Origin of the sequence: Streptomyces sp. NPDC053367, from assembly GCF_044545925.1 — a bacterium.
In the GTDB taxonomy this organism is placed as follows: Bacteria; Actinomycetota; Actinomycetes; order Streptomycetales; family Streptomycetaceae; genus Streptomyces.
In genome coordinates this window covers 446,070-461,047 of the sequence record NZ_JBITYN010000005.1, presented here as the reverse complement: position 1 = coordinate 461,047, position 14,978 = coordinate 446,070, and the positions used below count along the sequence as shown (strand labels likewise).

Annotated in this window: 10 protein-coding genes; 3 read left to right on the top strand and 7 right to left on the bottom strand. The window is 73.6% G+C overall.

Features of this window, described 5'->3' with window-relative positions:
• Nucleotides 1–24: 24 nt before the first annotated feature.
• A complete protein-coding gene (locus ACIGXJ_RS17480) occupies nt 25–3,252 on the bottom strand; it encodes a tetratricopeptide repeat protein (protein WP_399645750.1) in 3,228 nt (1,075 codons plus the stop codon).
• Between the two features lie 164 nt (nt 3,253–3,416).
• On the opposite strand from ACIGXJ_RS17480, the gene ACIGXJ_RS17475 reads away from it, so the two are divergent.
• The gene (locus ACIGXJ_RS17475; protein ID WP_399645748.1) at nt 3,417–5,447 is read left to right on the top strand and encodes a thioredoxin domain-containing protein; all 2,031 of its coding nucleotides are present in this window, start codon (nt 3,417–3,419) and stop codon (nt 5,445–5,447) included.
• Between the two features lie 11 nt (nt 5,448–5,458).
• Here ACIGXJ_RS17475 and ACIGXJ_RS17470 read toward each other — a convergent pair whose 3' ends face one another.
• The 3 genes from ACIGXJ_RS17470 to ACIGXJ_RS17460 are packed head-to-tail and all read right to left on the bottom strand — an operon-like array spanning nt 5,459 to nt 7,706.
• On the bottom strand, nt 5,459–6,340 hold the full coding sequence (locus ACIGXJ_RS17470; protein ID WP_399645746.1) for a GtrA family protein: 882 nt from the start codon (nt 6,338–6,340) through the stop codon (nt 5,459–5,461).
• The gene (locus tag ACIGXJ_RS17465; RefSeq protein WP_399645744.1) at nt 6,337–6,483 is read right to left on the bottom strand and encodes a hypothetical protein; all 147 of its coding nucleotides are present in this window, start codon (nt 6,481–6,483) and stop codon (nt 6,337–6,339) included. Before ACIGXJ_RS17465 ends, ACIGXJ_RS17470 begins: the two co-directional genes overlap by 4 nt.
• Nucleotides 6,480–7,706, bottom strand: a complete 1,227-nt coding sequence (locus ACIGXJ_RS17460) for a glycosyltransferase (RefSeq protein WP_399645741.1) — start codon at nt 7,704–7,706, stop codon at nt 6,480–6,482. The genes ACIGXJ_RS17465 and ACIGXJ_RS17460 overlap by 4 nt, the downstream gene beginning before the upstream one ends.
• A 373-nt stretch (nt 7,707–8,079) precedes the next feature.
• Between ACIGXJ_RS17460 and ACIGXJ_RS17455 the strand changes: the two genes are divergently transcribed.
• On the top strand, nt 8,080–9,567 hold the full coding sequence (locus ACIGXJ_RS17455; RefSeq protein ID WP_399645739.1) for an ArnT family glycosyltransferase: 1,488 nt from the start codon (nt 8,080–8,082) through the stop codon (nt 9,565–9,567).
• Between the two features lie 36 nt (nt 9,568–9,603).
• Entirely contained in the window at nt 9,604–12,069 is a 2,466-nt protein-coding gene (locus ACIGXJ_RS17450; RefSeq protein WP_399645737.1) for a galactose oxidase-like domain-containing protein, read from the top strand.
• Between the two features lie 21 nt (nt 12,070–12,090).
• Here ACIGXJ_RS17450 and ACIGXJ_RS17445 read toward each other — a convergent pair whose 3' ends face one another.
• Genes ACIGXJ_RS17445 through ACIGXJ_RS17435 form a run of 3 tightly spaced genes read right to left on the bottom strand, consistent with a single transcriptional unit; the run spans nt 12,091 to nt 14,934 of the window.
• Nucleotides 12,091–12,822, bottom strand: coding sequence for a Mut7-C RNAse domain-containing protein (locus ACIGXJ_RS17445; protein WP_399645734.1), 732 nt, complete (start codon nt 12,820–12,822; stop codon nt 12,091–12,093).
• A 34-nt stretch (nt 12,823–12,856) separates the two neighbouring features.
• The gene (locus tag ACIGXJ_RS17440) at nt 12,857–13,495 is read right to left on the bottom strand and encodes a TetR/AcrR family transcriptional regulator (protein WP_399645731.1); all 639 of its coding nucleotides are present in this window, start codon (nt 13,493–13,495) and stop codon (nt 12,857–12,859) included.
• On the bottom strand, nt 13,492–14,934 hold the full coding sequence (locus tag ACIGXJ_RS17435; RefSeq protein ID WP_399645729.1) for a DHA2 family efflux MFS transporter permease subunit: 1,443 nt from the start codon (nt 14,932–14,934) through the stop codon (nt 13,492–13,494). The genes ACIGXJ_RS17440 and ACIGXJ_RS17435 overlap by 4 nt, the downstream gene beginning before the upstream one ends.
• Nucleotides 14,935–14,978 lie beyond the last annotated feature (44 nt).

The following is a 14,978-nucleotide window of genomic DNA, read 5'->3' as shown; positions in this document are numbered from 1 at the left end:
TGCCTACGGGGGGTGTCTCGCCCCCTAGGAAGCCGCCCGCGCCGCCGGCACCCCCATCACCTCACGGGCGTGCCGGTCCGGCACCATGCGCAGCCGCCAGCCCTGCCAGCCGGCCTCCAGGCTCACCCCGCGCTCCAGCAGCAGCTGGTACGCCTCGATGAAGTCGTCCAGCTTCTCGTCGCGCAGCCCGTGCGTGTCGCGGGCCAGCTGGGCGAGCTCCTCCTGCGCCACCGCCGTACCGACGTCGACCCCGCCGGGGGCGGCGTACGGCAGGAGGGTGCAGCGCAGGAAGCGGGCCCAGTCCTCGCCGCGGCGGTCGCCGTACCCGGCGAACAGGCCGGTCGCCTCGTCGCACAGCGCGAGGGCCTGGGCGGTGCGGGCGTTGCCCGCGTCCACCACCGCCAGCTCCAGACACGTCCACGCCTCCCCGTGGGCGACACCGATGCGCTGGAAGTCGGCGCGGGCGTCCACCAGCAGCTGGCGGGCGAAGCCGGAGTTGCGCAGGGAGCCCGTCTGCGCGGCGCGCTGGTCGCGGGTCACCCGGGCCGAGTGGTGCCGGGCGCAGGCCAGGCCGTAGACGTCCCGCATCCGGGAGAACATCGTGCGGGACCGCTCCAGCGTCCGCACCGCCCGGTCCAGGTCGCCGGACTCCTCCAGGGCCTGCCCCAGGTAGTACAGCGTCCACGCCTCGCCGCGCGCGTCCTCGTTCTCCCGGTGCCGTGTCTCCGCCTGCCGCAGCCCGTCCGTCGCGGGCGGGATGTCGCCCGCCACGAGCCGGGCCCGCGCCAGTTGCGTCAGCGCCCACGCCTCACCGCGGGCGTCGCGGGTGCGGCCGTACAGCTCCAGGGCCGTCCGCAGCTCCGACTCCGCGCGCGGTACCTCGCCCAGCCGCAGCCGGAGCTGGCCGAGCTGGTAGTGCGCCCAGGCCTCGCCGTGCACCGACTCGCCCGCGCGGTGCAGCTCCAGGGAGCGGTCGAGCAGGTCCAGGGCCTCGGAGACGTGCGCGCGGTCGCGTTCCACCGCCGCCAGGGCGTGCATCGTCCACGCCCGGTCCGTGGCCAGCTCGGGCGCCGCCTGCAGATCCAGCGCCTCGCGCAGCTTCGCCGACGCCTCGGTCAGGTTGCCCTGGTGGTGCAGGGTGATCCCGAGCGAGCACAGGGCGCGGGCCGCGCCGGCGTCGTGATGCGCCTCCCGGTACAGGTCGACCACCGACGTCAGCGTGGCCCGGGCCCGGTCCAGCTCGCCGAGCTGGCGGGCCGCGATGCCCGTGCGCCACTGCACCGAGCGCAGCAGCAGCCCCTGGTCGACGGCCTGCGCCAGCTCGCTGATCTCGCCCAGCCGGTACAGGTCGCCGCGCAGCAGGCAGTAGTCGCACAGCGCCCCCAACAGGTTCAGCACGGCCGCCTGGCCGACTCCCTCGGCGTGCCGCAGCGTGGAGGTGATGAAGCTCGACTCGTCGTCCAGCCAGCGCAGCGCCTCGTCCAGGGACGTGAAGCCGTGCGGGCCGAAGCGGTCCGAGCGCGTCGACATGTTGCCGTCGACCAGCCGCAGCACCGAGTCGGCGAGGTCGGCGTAGTTCACGATCAGCCGCTCCTGGGCCGCCGTACGCTCCGCCGGGTCCTCCTCGTCCAGCAGCCGGGCGTGCGCGAAGGCGCGCACCAGGTCGTGCAGCCGGTAGCGGCTGCCGCGGACATGGTCGATCAGGCCCGCCCGGGACAGCGCCACCAGATGCCGGGTCGCCTCCGCCTCGTCCGTCGCCAGCAGCGACGCGGCAGCCGCCGCGCCCAGTGAGGCCCGCCCGGCCAGCGCCAGCCGCCGCAGCAGCCGCCGGGCCTGTTCGGGCTGATCGGTGTAGCGCAGCCACAGCGCCCGCTCGACCGGCTCGACGGGACCGTACGCCCCGAGGTCGGCGGCCAGCGCCCGCGGCGACCGCGACCCCGTGCCCGTGCCCGTCCCCGTCGCCGTCCTGGACCCCGCCTCCAGCGCCGACCCCGCGATCCGCAGCGCCAGCGGCAGCCCGCCGCACAGCCGCCTGATCTCCGAGGCGGCCTCCCCGTCGGACGACCCCGCCCCGAGCAGCTCCTTGGCGCCCTCCGCGTCCAGCGGCTCCACCGCCAGCTCGTGCACCCACGCCGGCAGGTCCGGCGGCAGCTGCAGCGGCCGCCGCGCGGTCACCAGCACCAGGCTGTCGGAGCGCTCCGGCACCAGCGTGCGCACCTGCTCCGGATCGCAGGCGTCGTCGAGCACGACGGTGACGGGCACGCCGGTCAGATGCTGGTGGTACAGCTCACTGAGCCGCTTGACCTGCTGATCCGCCGACGAGCGCTCCCGGAACAGCAACTGCTCGCGCGGCGCGCCCAGCCGGTTCAGCAGATGCAGCAGCGCGTCGCGCGTGGACAGCGCGGGCTCGTCCGGGCTGTCGCCGCGCAGGTCCACCAGACACGCCCCGCGGAACTGGTCCCGCAGATCGTGCGCGGCCCGCACCGCGAGTGTCGTACGGCCGCTGCCGGACGCCCCGTGCAGCACCACCACGGTCGGCCGGGTGCTGGTGTTCGCCCGGGCCGCCTGCACCCACTGCCGGATGCGCGCCAGCTCCTGCCGCCGCCCCGCGAACGGCCCCGACGGCTCGGGCAGATGCCCGAAGGACTGCTCCAGCACACTGCGGCCCCGGGCCGCCGCGCTCTTGTCGGCGCCGAGCAGCTTGGGCCCGCCCTTCTTCGGGCCGGTCGACGCGGCCAGTACCCGCTGCTGATCGAGGAAGGGCCGGATCCCGCGCACCTCCAGCGCGGTCAGCCACTGCAGCCGCAGCTGCTCGGGCCCGCCGGGCCGGCCGGCCGCGCCCGCCCGCCGGTGGGCGGCCGGCAGATGGGAGCCGGCCACCTTCACCACGGTCGCCGCCGCGCCCGCCACGCCGACCGTCGCGCCCGCGCCCAGCGCGGTGCCGCCGCCGGTGCCCAGGGCCAGGTCGGCCACCACCGCGGCGCCCGCGGCGACGGCCGCCACCAACAGCGGGGTGCCGCCGCCCTCGCGGGCGTAGCGCTGCCCGAACGTCAGCCGGCCGGCGTCCGCCTCGTCCAGCGCGCGCACATAGGCGGCGTACTCCTCGGCCGCCGCGCCCGCCATCGTGTCCAGCGCCGCCCGCGCCCGGGCCAGCAGCACCTTCCCGTCGGTGCGGCCGCCCGACCGGCGCACCTCCTCCTCCACGGCCCGCGCCAACAACCCCTCGGCCTCCGCCCGATGACCGTCCCTCATGTCATGTCCCCCTCCGGCGCTACGGCTACGGGGTCAAGTGTGCGGCGCACGGGGCAGCGGGGCGAGGGGGCGGGATGTGGCCGAAGTGTGGGGGACGGGTTCGAGTGGAGCGTCCGGGAGCCGCCCGGCGCGTGACGTGAGGGACCCTGCGGCAGGATGGGGGTATGCCGAATCGACTGGCCCATGAGACGTCCCCCTATCTGCTCCAGCACGCCGACAACCCGGTCGACTGGTGGCCCTGGTCGGACGAGGCGTTCGAGGAGGCGCGCAGCAGCGGGAAACCGGTCCTGCTCAGCGTCGGGTACTCCAGCTGCCACTGGTGCCATGTGATGGCGCACGAGTCCTTCGAGGACCGGGCGACCGCCGACTACCTCAACGAGCACTTCGTGAGCGTCAAGGTCGACCGCGAGGAGCGCCCCGACGTCGACGCCGTCTACATGGAGGCCGTGCAGGCGGCGACCGGGCAGGGCGGCTGGCCCATGACCGTGTTCCTCACGCCCGAGGGCGAGCCGTTCTACTTCGGGACGTACTTCCCGCCCGCCCCGCGGCACGGCATGCCGTCCTTCCGGCAGGTGCTCGAAGGCGTGCGGCAGGCCTGGACCGACCGGCGCGAGGAGGTCGCCGAGGTCGCCGGGAAGATCGTCCGGGACCTGGCCGGGCGGGAGATCGACTTCGGCGGCACCGCGGCGCCCGGCGAGCAGGAACTGGCACAGGCGCTGCTCGGGCTGACGAGGGAGTACGACCCGCAGCGCGGCGGGTTCGGCGGGGCGCCGAAGTTCCCGCCGTCCATGGTGATCGAGTTCCTGCTGCGCCACCACGCCCGCACCGGCGCCGAGGGCGCCCTGCAGATGGCGCAGGACACCTGCGAGCGGATGGCCCGCGGCGGCCTCTACGACCAGCTCGGCGGCGGCTTCGCCCGCTACTCCGTCGACCGCGACTGGATCGTGCCGCACTTCGAGAAGATGCTGTACGACAACGCCCTGCTGTGCCGCGTCTACACCCACCTCTGGCGCGCCACCGGCTCCGAGCTGGCGCGTCGGGTCGCGCTGGAGACCGCCGACTTCCTGGTCCGTGAACTGCGCACTCCCGAGGGCGGGTTCGCCTCGGCCCTGGACGCCGACAGCGACGACGGCACCGGCCGGCACGTCGAGGGCGCCTACTACGTCTGGACGCCGGCCCAGCTGAGGGAGGTGCTCCAGGACGACGCCGGCCTCGCCGCGCGGTACTTCGGCGTCACCGAGGAGGGCACCTTCGAGGAGGGCGCATCGGTGCTGCAACTCCCTCAGCAGGAGGGCGTCTTCGACGCCGGAGAGGTCGCCTCCGTCAGGGCCCGCCTGCTGGCCGCCCGCGCCGAGAGGCCCGCCCCCGGCCGGGACGACAAGGTCGTCGCCGCCTGGAACGGGCTCGCGATCGCCGCGCTCGCCGAGACCGGCGCCTGCCTGGAGCGGCCGGACCTGGTCGACGCCGCCCTCGCCGCCGCCGACCTGCTCGTCCGCGTGCACCTCGACGAGCACGGCCGCCTCGCCCGGACCAGCAAGGACGGCCGCGTCGGCCCCAACGCCGGTGTCCTGGAGGACTACGCCGACGTCGCCGAGGGCTTCCTCGCACTGGCCTCGGTGACCGGCGAGGGCGTGTGGCTGGACTTCGCCGGGCTGCTCCTCGACCACGTCCTGACCCGGTTCGCCGACGAGGAGTCGGGCGCCCTGTACGACACGGCCGTGGACGCCGAGCGGCTGATCCGCAGGCCCCAGGACCCCACCGACAACGCCGCCCCCTCCGGCTGGACCGCCGCCGCGGGCGCCCTGCTGTCCTACGCCGCGCACACCGGGGCCGAGCCCCACCGGGCCGCCGCCGAGCGGGCGCTGGGCGTGGTGAAGGCGCTCGGGCCGCGGGTGCCCCGGTTCATCGGCTGGGGCCTCGCCGTCGCCGAGGCGCTGCTCGACGGGCCGCGCGAGGTCGCCGTCGTCGGCCCCGCGCTCGACGACCCGGCGACCCGCGCCCTGCACCGCACGGCCCTGCTGTCCACCGCGCCCGGCGCGGTCGTGGCGTACGGCGTCCCGGACGGCGAGGAGTTCCCGCTGCTGGCCGGCCGCACGCTGGTGGGCGGCGCCCCGACGGCGTACGTGTGCCGCAACTTCGTCTGCGACCTGCCGGTGACGGACGGGCAGGCCCTGCGGGAGAGGCTCACGCGGTAGGGCTCGCCGCGTCAGCCCGGCGGGTCCGTCACCGGCTCCCGCACGGGCACGGCGGCCTGAGGTGTGCGCGGCCCGCGGTACAGCAGACGGTCCACGACCAGGAAGCGGGCGGTGAACACGAGCACCATCGCGAGCGCCGTCGCCGGTACGGCCGTCATGTCCGCCGTGCTCATCAGCAGCGCGGCGAGCGGGATGCGGGCGACCAGATCGGCGTTGCCGACCGCCGCGAACGACAGCAGGCGTACCGCGCGGCGGTGGCGCCGCTGACGGCGGTAGACGAAGGAATCGATCAGCGCGAAGTTCCACAGCAGCCCGGCCTGGTTGGCCAGGATCTCCGCCGGCGTGTAGGCCAGTCCCCAGCCGTGGAGCAGCCGCAGCAGGAGCAGGTTGGGCACGAATCCGGACAGCCCGATCAGGCCGAAGACGACCGCGCGGGCCCTCGGGTCGGCGGTGCGCAGGGCGAGGAGCCGGCGCAGGAACCGCAGGCCCCGGCGGGCGGTCGCCCGGGAACGGCCGGCCTGCCGCCCGCCGTGCTCGTACGGCACCTCGTACGGCACCTCGGCGATGCCGCGCGGACGGCAGCGTACGGCCAGGTCCAGCAGGATCCCGTGGCCGGGCGGCGCGAAGTCCGCCTCAGGGGCGGCCCGGTCGACCGCAGACCTGCGGATCGCGAAGATCCCGCTCGTCGGGTCGCTCAGCCCGCTCAGGGCGCGCGGGAAGAGGGACTTGGCGAGCAGCGCGGACGCGCGGAAGGCCGGCCGGCGCCGGCCCGCCACGACGAGTTCCGCGCCGGTCGCCTCCCCGCGCGCCACGAGCGCGGGGATCAGCTCCGGCGGGTGCCGCAGACCGGCGTCGACGACGACGATCCAGGGCGCGGCGGCCCCTTCGATCACCGGCGGGTGTCGCCGCCGAGGACCACCTCGGCGCGCGGCCCGGCCGGGATCGCGGCGCCGGCCCGGGTGAGCAGTCCGCGGACGTCCGCGGTGTCCCCGCGGGCCGGGGCGACGACGGACACATCGGCGGCCTCGGCCGTCACCTGGCCTCCTGGGGCTGGGGCGCCGGCTGCGCGAGGTGCGCGCCGACGTGGGAGGTCAGCTCCCAGTCGCGGCGGCCGGTGTACTCGCGCCACACGGCCCGCAGCGCGGCGGCCGCGAGGATGACGGCGTAGACGGGTCCGCCGAGGATCAGCTTGGCGTAGTGGCCGAAGCCGATCCTGAAGCCGTACTCACGGCCGAAGTCGTGCAGCGCGACCGCCTCGAACACGATCATCGCGGCCATCGGCAGCATGGGCAGCCACGCGAACATCGAGAACGGCAGCGGGACACCGCCGATGACGGCGAACAGGATGCCGAGCGGGATCATCACGCCGGTCGCGGCCTGCACGAACGGCGTGCTGAGCGTGTAGCGGGCGAGCAGGCGCTGGCCGACACCGGGCAGTCTGCGCCACTCGCCCTTGCGCAGGACCTGCAGGAAGCCCTGGTTCCAGCGGGTGCGCTGCTTGTAGAGCGCCTTGACCGAGTCGGGCGTCTCCTCGCGGGTGACCAGCGCGGAGTGGTAGGCGACGACGACCTTCGCGCCGCCGGAGGACAGGCGCACACCCAGGTCGCAGTCCTCGGCCAGGCAGTTGCCGTCCCAGCCGCCGGTCTCGCGCAGCAGGTCGGACCGTACGAACACGGTGTTGCCGCCGAGCGGGATGAACCCCTTGCGGGCGTGCAGGTGCAGCCGGCTGCGGAACCAGAAGAAGTACTCCAGGCAGTTGCGCAGGCTGTACCAGCTGCTCTCGTAGTTGATGAGCTGGACCCCGCCCTGGACGACGTCGGCGTCCTCCCGGCGGAAGGCGAAGTCGACGTGGGCGAGCAGCTCGGGGTGGACGACGTCCTCCGCGTCGAAGACGCCGATGACCTGGCCGCGGGCGTGCGGCAGGGCGGTGTTGAGGGCGCGGGGCTTGTTCTTCTTCTCGTGGGTGTCGACGACCGTGCGCACGACGCCGGGGTGCTCGGCGGCGAGTTCGTGGGCGATGGCGGAGGTGCCGGGGTCGTCGTGGCCGACGATGAGGACGATCTCGTAGGCGGGGTGGTCGATGCGGAGCATCTGCTCGACCGTGTGTCTGAGGACCGCCTCCTCGTGGCGGGCCGGTACCAGCAGTGTGAAGGACAGTTCGGCGCGCCCGTCCGGTGCGGCGAAGGCCGTGGACTCGAGTGTCTCGGGCGTGCGCCAGGCGTGCAGCATCCACCACAGCGTCACGCCGGCGGCGGCCATGAGCACGACGGAATCGATGAATAGCACAACGGAGACCATGAATTCCCCCCCTGGTCTTTCTGGTCACCCATGCTGTGTGATCTTCCGACTTAGGCAAAGTCGGGCCCGAAACTAGCAGCTCGGCATTTCTGTCGCAATATGGCCTTGAGGTGAGGGTTCCCGTCTCCGGCGGAATTCGCGGTTCCTCTCATGTGCTGCCGGAAGCTGTGCCATGATGCGTCGGCATGCCTGATTCCGGGGGGTTTCAGTGGGGGGATTCCGCATGGAGACGGTCGTGTCGCACGCCCGTGTGCACGACCGCGACGAACGTCAGCGCGAAGTCGGAGCTTCCGAACGCTCACCTTCCGTTTATCGCCCGCCGCGCCGAGGACTGTTGCGGCGGGATTATTTCTGGGTTACGCCCGTACTCGCCGTCGGCATTCTGATCCGGACCCTCGGAATAGGGAATTATCCCTTTCCCAACGACGACGAGGGCACGTATCTCGCCCAGGCCTGGGCGGTCCGGCACGGCGGACTCGCGCATTACACCTACTGGTACGACCACCCGCCGCTCGGCTGGATGCAGCTCGCCGGACTGTCCTGGCTGCCCGACTGGCTGCTGCCCGGCCTGCCCGCCCATGTCCAGGGCCGGATCGCCATGCTGCCCGTGGCCGCAGCCGCGGGTGTCCTCGTCTATGTGATCGGCCGGCGCCTCGGCCTCGCCCGGCCCACCGCCGCCGCCGCGATGCTGCTGTACGCGCTGTCCCCGCTCGCGGTCGTCCTGCACCGGCAGATCTACCTGGACAACTTCGCCGTCCTGTGGGTGCTGGCCGCGCTCGCCTTCGCGCTCTCACCGCGCCGCCATCTGTGGCACCACGTGGCCGCCGGCATCGCCCTCGCGCTGGCGGTGCTCTCCAAGGAGACCATCGCCGTCCTGCTGCCCGTGCTGGTGGTGGCCCTCTGGCAGGGCAGCCACCCCAGCACCCGCAAGTTCTCGCTGGCCGGCTTCGGCTCCGGCTTCGTGCTGACCGTCCTCTTCTATCCGCTGTACGCCCTGCTCAAGGGCGAGCTGCTGCCCGGCGCCGGACACGTCTCGCTGCTCGGCACACTCAAGTTCCAGCTCGGCGGCCGCGAGGGCAGCGGCTCCGTCTTCCAGGACGGCACCGACGCCCACCGGCTGTTCACCGACTGGCTGGACCGCGACCCCTACCTGCTGATCGGCGGGGCCGTCGCCGCCCTGCTCGCCGTACCCGTACGACGGCTGCGGCCCGCCGCGCTCGCCGTGCTGGTCCTCGCCCTGGTCGCGCTCAGGCCCGGCGGCTATCTGCCGCAGATGTACATCGTCCAGGCCCTGCCGTTCCTCGCCCTGACCGCCGCCGGACTCGCCGAGGTGCTGGTCACCCGGCTGCCCCGGACGGCCGGACGGGCCCGGCCGCGTCCCGTCGCGGCCGTCGCCGTCCTCGCCGCGGCGGCCGTACTGGCGGCACCGCACTGGTACGCGCGCGACCGCGCCGCCGCCACCGCCGACGACAACGGCGTCTACCGCGACGCCGCGCGCTGGCTGCACGACACCGAGGTCGGCGACCGCTCCGAGCTGCGGGTCGTCACCGACGGCGTGCTGTGGCTGGACGCGGTCGACGCCGGATACCGGCCGGGCACCGGAGTCATCTGGCACTACAAGCTCGACCAGGACCCGGCCGTCACCAGGACCCTGCCGCACGGCTGGCGGGACATCGACTACGTCGTCTCCACGCCCGCCCTGCGCGGCGAGCGCGAGCATCTGCCCACCCTGCGCGACCTGTTCGCGCACGGCACGCCCGTCGCCACCTTCGGCGAGGGCGGCGGCCGCATCGACGTCCTGCGCATCCGCGACGACGGCTGACCAGGGCCTCTTCACGCACCAAGGGGGGACGAACCTGTGCAGTACCCATTCCGAAGGCCATCCCGAAGGCCATCCCGAAGGCCGGCACGCGGCAGAACCACCCGTCTGCTGACCACCGCTCTCTTCCTGTTCGCCGCCGCGCTCGGCCTCGGCCCGCTCGGCGCCCAGCCCGCCACCGCCGCCACCAACCTGGTGAAGAACCCCGGCCTGGAAGTCCTCGACGCGGCCTCCCGGTTCCCGCAGTGCTTCGAGAAGTCCGGCTGGGGCGACAACGACTTCAGCTTCACCGTCACCGACGACGCCCACGCCGGCGAGAGCGCCGTACGCATCGCGCTGACCCGGCGCGCGAACGGCGACCGCAAGACGATGATGCTGGAGAACTCCTGCGCCCCGCAGGTCACTCCGGGCCACCAGTACGACCTGTCCTTCTGGTACAAGTCGACGACCCCCGACGTGGCCTTCACGATCTTCCGCCACGACACCGGCCTCGGCTGGGTCTACTGGACCGACCTCAAGACCCTGGCGCAGTCCGCCGCCTGGGCCCGCACCGAGGTCCGCACCCCCGTCATCCCGCCCGGCACCGACCAGGTGACCTGGGGCGGCGCCCTGTACGGCGTCGGCACCCTGACCACCGACGACTACACCATGACCGACGCGACCGTGCCGTCCGGGCCCGACCCCTGCGAGGCGGGCGGCACGGGTCCCGAGTGCCGGGGCGAGTGGACCGTCCAGACGCTCCGCTCACCGGTGCGCGCCATCCACTCCGTGCTGCTGCACAACGGCAAGGTGCTGCTGATCGCGGGCTCCGGCAACGACCAGGACGCCTTCCGGGCCGGCACCTTCAGGACCTCGTTGTACGACCCGGTCGCCGGCACCTACACCGACATCCCCACGCCCGAGGACTTCTTCTGCGCCGGGCACGTCCAACTCCCCGACGGGCGCGTGCTGGTGATGGGCGGCAACAAGGACTACGCGGCCCCCGACGGCAGCGTCGGCTACAAGGGCCTGCGGAGCAGCTACGTCTTCGACCCGGCGCTCAACCAGTACGTCAGGGTCAACGACATGCTGGCCGGCCACTGGTACCCGTCGGCCACCGCGATGGGCAACGGCGACGTGATCTCCCTCGGCGGCCTCGGCGAGGACTCCTCCGGCACGGTCGTCAACGAGCACTTCTCCTACGCCCAGAACAAGTGGCTGCCCATGGGCGAGGCCAAGCAGGCCTGGTCCTTCTGGGGGCTGTACCCGTCGATGATCCTGCTCCAGGACGGCCGCCTCTTCTACACCGGCAGCCATGTCTTCGGCGGCGGCCTGCCCGGCAGCGGCGCGTCCGTCTACGACTACCGGGCCGGAACGATCTCCGACGTGCCGGGCCTGCGCAGGAAGGACGAGCGCGACCAGTCCATGTCGGTGCTGCTGCCGCCCGCCCAGGACCAGAAGGTCATCACGATCGGCGGCGGCAACCACACCGTCTCGCCCGACGCGCACCGGCTCGTCGACGTCGTCGACATGAAGGCCGACTCCCCGGCCTACGTCCCCGGACCGGACCTGCCGCAGGGCCACTACCAGGACGGCCGGCCGCAGACCGGCGACCAGGGCAAGGTGTACGTCTCCGCGGTGATCCTCCCGGACGGCAAGGTCCTGGAGACCGGCGGCGCCCTGCACACCTACCGCGAGGACCCCGTCTTCGAGGCGTCCCTGTACGACCCGGCGACGAACGCCTTCCAGCCGGGCCTGGCCACCGACCCGGTGCCGCGGACCTACCACTCCTCGTCCGTGCTGCTGCCCGACGGCCGCGTGCTGTCCATCGGCAACAACCCGGGCGACGGCTCCTTCGACCAGCGCGTGTCGATCTACGAGCCGCCCTACCTCTTCAAGGGCGCGCGGCCGCGGATCACCTCGCTGCAGAACACCGCCTGGGCGTACGGCAGCACCCAGCGCATCACCGTCGACGAGCCGGTGGTGAAGGCCTCGCTGATCCGCCCGGCCGCGGTCACCCACTCCTCCGACCCCAACCAGCGCTACGTCGACCTGCCGATGAGCGTCGACGGCACCACGGTCGACCTCAGCCTGACCAGCAACCCCAACCTGGCCCCGCCCGGCTGGTACATGCTGAGCGTGGTCGACGCCGCAGGCGTGCCCTCGGTGTCCCGGTGGGTCCGCGTCGGCGCCTTCGGCCAGGCCGCCGAGGCCCGCGTCCAGCCGTACGCCTCCGACCTGGAGGAGACCCCGGCGGCCGAGGCCCCCTCCGGCCACGGCCACCACCACGGCATGAAGATGCCCCGGGGCTACGACGGCTGCGACCACTCCTACGGCTCCATCGACCAGTGCGTGCCGTGGAAGTTCCCGGCGATGCCGCGGTCCGAGCGCTGCGCGTGGCTGAAGCAGAAGGGCTACGGCACGAAGCTCACGGTCCACGGCCGCGACCGGCACCGCCTGGACCGCAACGGGGACGGCACCGCCTGCGGCCGGGGCGACACCGTCAGGACCGTCAGGCGCCACTGAGGACCGGCGCGGCCGGCGTGTTCAGCCGCGCCGGCCGCGCATGCTCAGCGCGCCCTCCACGATCGCCTCCAGCTGGTCGTGGTGGGCGCCCTTCCAGTAGGCGCGGCCGCAGGTGCGGCACTGGGCGAACACGTCGTAGGTGCGCCGGGTGCCGTGGGCGAGCTGGCCGGCGACCTCGTCCTTGGTGGCCTCGCGCAGCAGGCCGTTGCAGGCGGTGCAGCGGGTCCAGGGGCGCAGCTCGGGGTCGAAGCGGTCGAGGACGTCGCGGAGCTGCTCCTCGGGGCGGGTGCTGTAGACGTAGGCGCCCGCCCACAGCTCGCGGCGCCGCAGCAGGCCGCGGTCGCGGCTGAGCATGACCCGCTGCTCGGCGGCGGAGCGCGCGGCGAGCGCCGGGTCGCCGATGTCCGTCGACTCGTACGCCGTGTCCACGCCGAGCAGCCGCAGCCGGCGGGCGAGGGTGCCGAGGTGCACGTCGAGGAGGAACCGCAGGGGCGCGCCGGGCACCCGCTGGGGCCGGGCGACCGGACGCACGCCGACCCTCTCGCCGTCGCGCGGGACGTGTCCGACCGGGGTGTCACGGCCGTCGACGAGCAGCGCGCCGACCTCGGTGAGCGGCACGCCGAGGGACTCGACGACATGGCCGAGGGTGGAGACGCCGTCGGTGCGCAGGGCGGTGCTTCCCCGGCGCCGGTCGGACGGGACGAACACGGCCAGTTCGGGGGCGAATTCCACGTGGATCTCGGGTGCGTTCACCCGATCAGCATGGCACGCGAGCGGTGGCCGGCTCTCAGGAATCCAGCCGGGGCAGCCCGCGCTGCAGAACCTCAAGGGCCCGGTCGACGAGGTCCGGGAAGTCGTCCCGGTGGCCGTTCTCCGCCCAGTACAGGGTGGTCTCCATCAGGGCGCCGACCAGCGCCATCGCGGTCACCCGCACCTCCAGGCCGCCCGGGTCGCGGCCGGTGCGCTCGCCGATGGCGGAGCACAGCACACGGCCGGTGACCGACATGCTCTGCATCATCCGCGAGCGCACCGCGGGCACCTCCACCATGAGGCGGGTGCGCAGCCGGGCGACCTCCGCGTCCTCCTCCACGCCGGTGCGCACGGCCTCGCGCAGCATGTGCCGCACCGAGTCGGGCCAGGGCTCGTCCGCCGGCCGCGCCCGCAGCTCCTCCAGCAGCAGCGGGTCGTACTCGTCGGTGAGGACGATGTCCTCCTTGGTCGGGAAGTAGCGGAAGACGGTCGACGGGGACACCTCGGCGCGCTCGGCGATCTGGTCGATCGTGGTGGCGTCGTACCCCTGCTCGCGGACCAGCTCGTAGGTCGCCCGGCGGATCGCCTCACGCGTCTTGATCTTCTTGCGCTCGCGCAGGCTCAGCTGGGGGCGGTCGGCGGGGGAGGTGCTCTGTGCGGCCGTCATGCAGGTCATTGTCGGACATCGGCCTTCGCGGCGGCCATGTCCGGGGCGGCGGTGGCCCGCACCGGGCGCGCGCCGGGGAGCAGGGCGGCGGCAAGCAGCGCGGCCACCAGGGACGTGATCCCGCTGACCAGCAGGGCCAGGTCCATGCCGTGCACGTAGGCGCGGTCGGCGGACGCGGTGAGGCTCGCCGCGTCCAGCTCGCCGGCGAGCAGGCTGCCCAGCAGCGCGATGCCCAGCGCGGCACCGACCTGCCGCAGGGTCATCAGCAGGCCCGATCCGCTGCCGGCCCGGTCGGCGGGCAGGGTGCCGAGCGCGCCGGCCATCGCGGGGACGACCGCCAGGCCGAAGCCGGCCCCGGCCAGGGTGAGCCACAGCGCGGCGAAGCCGTAGCCGGACTCCACCGTCGTACGGGCGCCCAGGATGCCGGCGAAGGCGAGGACCGCCATGCCGGCGCTGACCACGGCCCGCGGCCCGAAGCGCACGACCAGCGGCTGGGCGGCCCGCGCGGTGACCAGCAGGCCGCCCATCATCGGCAGCAGCCGCACCCCGGTGCCGAGGGCGTCCTGCCCGAGGACGGCCTGGAGGTAGGCCGGCAGCACGAACAGCAGGCCGGACAGCACGAACATCACCACGGTCGCGGCGAGCGCGTTGAACAGGAAGCCGCGCTGGGTGAGCAGCCCCATGTCGAGCATGGGCCGCGCGGACCGCCGCTCCCGCAGCGCGAGCAGCCCGATCAGTACGACGGCCAGCGCCGACCCGGCCAGGACCAGCGGGTCGCCCCAGCCGCGGGCGGGAGCCTCGATGATCGCGTAGACGAGCGAGCCGAGGCCGGCCGCGGTGAGCGCGGTGGACAGCGCGTCGACGCGCGGGGAGGCGGGGTCACTGGTCTCCGGCAGCAGGAACACGCAGGCCAGGATGCCGATCGCGGCCATGGGCACATTGACCAGGAAGACCGAGCCCCACCAGAAGTGGTTCAGCAGCCAGCCGCCGAGGATCGGGCCGACCGGCAGGCCGAGCGTGGAGGCGGCGGAGACGATGCCGACGGCCTTGGTGCGCTCCTCGGACGTGAACAGCGAGGGCAGCACCGACAGCGAGAGCGGGGTGACCAGCGCCCCGCCCACGCCCATCACCGCGCGGGCGGCGATCACCCAGGTGACGTCGTCTGCGAGGGCGCCGAGGACCGACCCGGCGAGGAAGATCCCCAGCCCGGTGATCAGCATGCGGCGCCGCCCGAAGCGGTCGCCGAGCAGTCCGGCGGGCAGCATCAGCGCGGCGAAGACCACGACGTACGCGTCCGCCATCCACTGCGCCTCCCCGGTCGTGGCGCCGAGACCGGCGGCCATCGTCGGCAGGGCGACGTTGAGGATCGTCATGTCGAAGCCGAGCGTGAGCATGCTCGCGACCAGAGCACCGAGAGCCCACCAGCGGCGTGGATTGGAAGTAGCCATGGAATGAGAGTAGCTATCAAAAAGTAGTGACTGTCAATCGCCGA

Coding starts and splice junctions, on each gene's coding strand:
- ACIGXJ_RS17440 (WP_399645731.1), bottom strand. CDS start 13,495: ATGACCTGCATGACGGCCGCACAGAGCACCTCCCCCGCCGACCGCCCC.
- ACIGXJ_RS17435 (WP_399645729.1), bottom strand. CDS start 14,934: ATGGCTACTTCCAATCCACGCCGCTGGTGGGCTCTCGGTGCTCTGGTC.
- ACIGXJ_RS17475 (WP_399645748.1), top strand. CDS start 3,417: ATGCCGAATCGACTGGCCCATGAGACGTCCCCCTATCTGCTCCAGCAC.
- ACIGXJ_RS17460 (WP_399645741.1), bottom strand. CDS start 7,706: ATGGCCGCCGCCGGCGTGACGCTGTGGTGGATGCTGCACGCCTGGCGC.
- ACIGXJ_RS17480 (WP_399645750.1), bottom strand. CDS start 3,252: ATGAGGGACGGTCATCGGGCGGAGGCCGAGGGGTTGTTGGCGCGGGCC.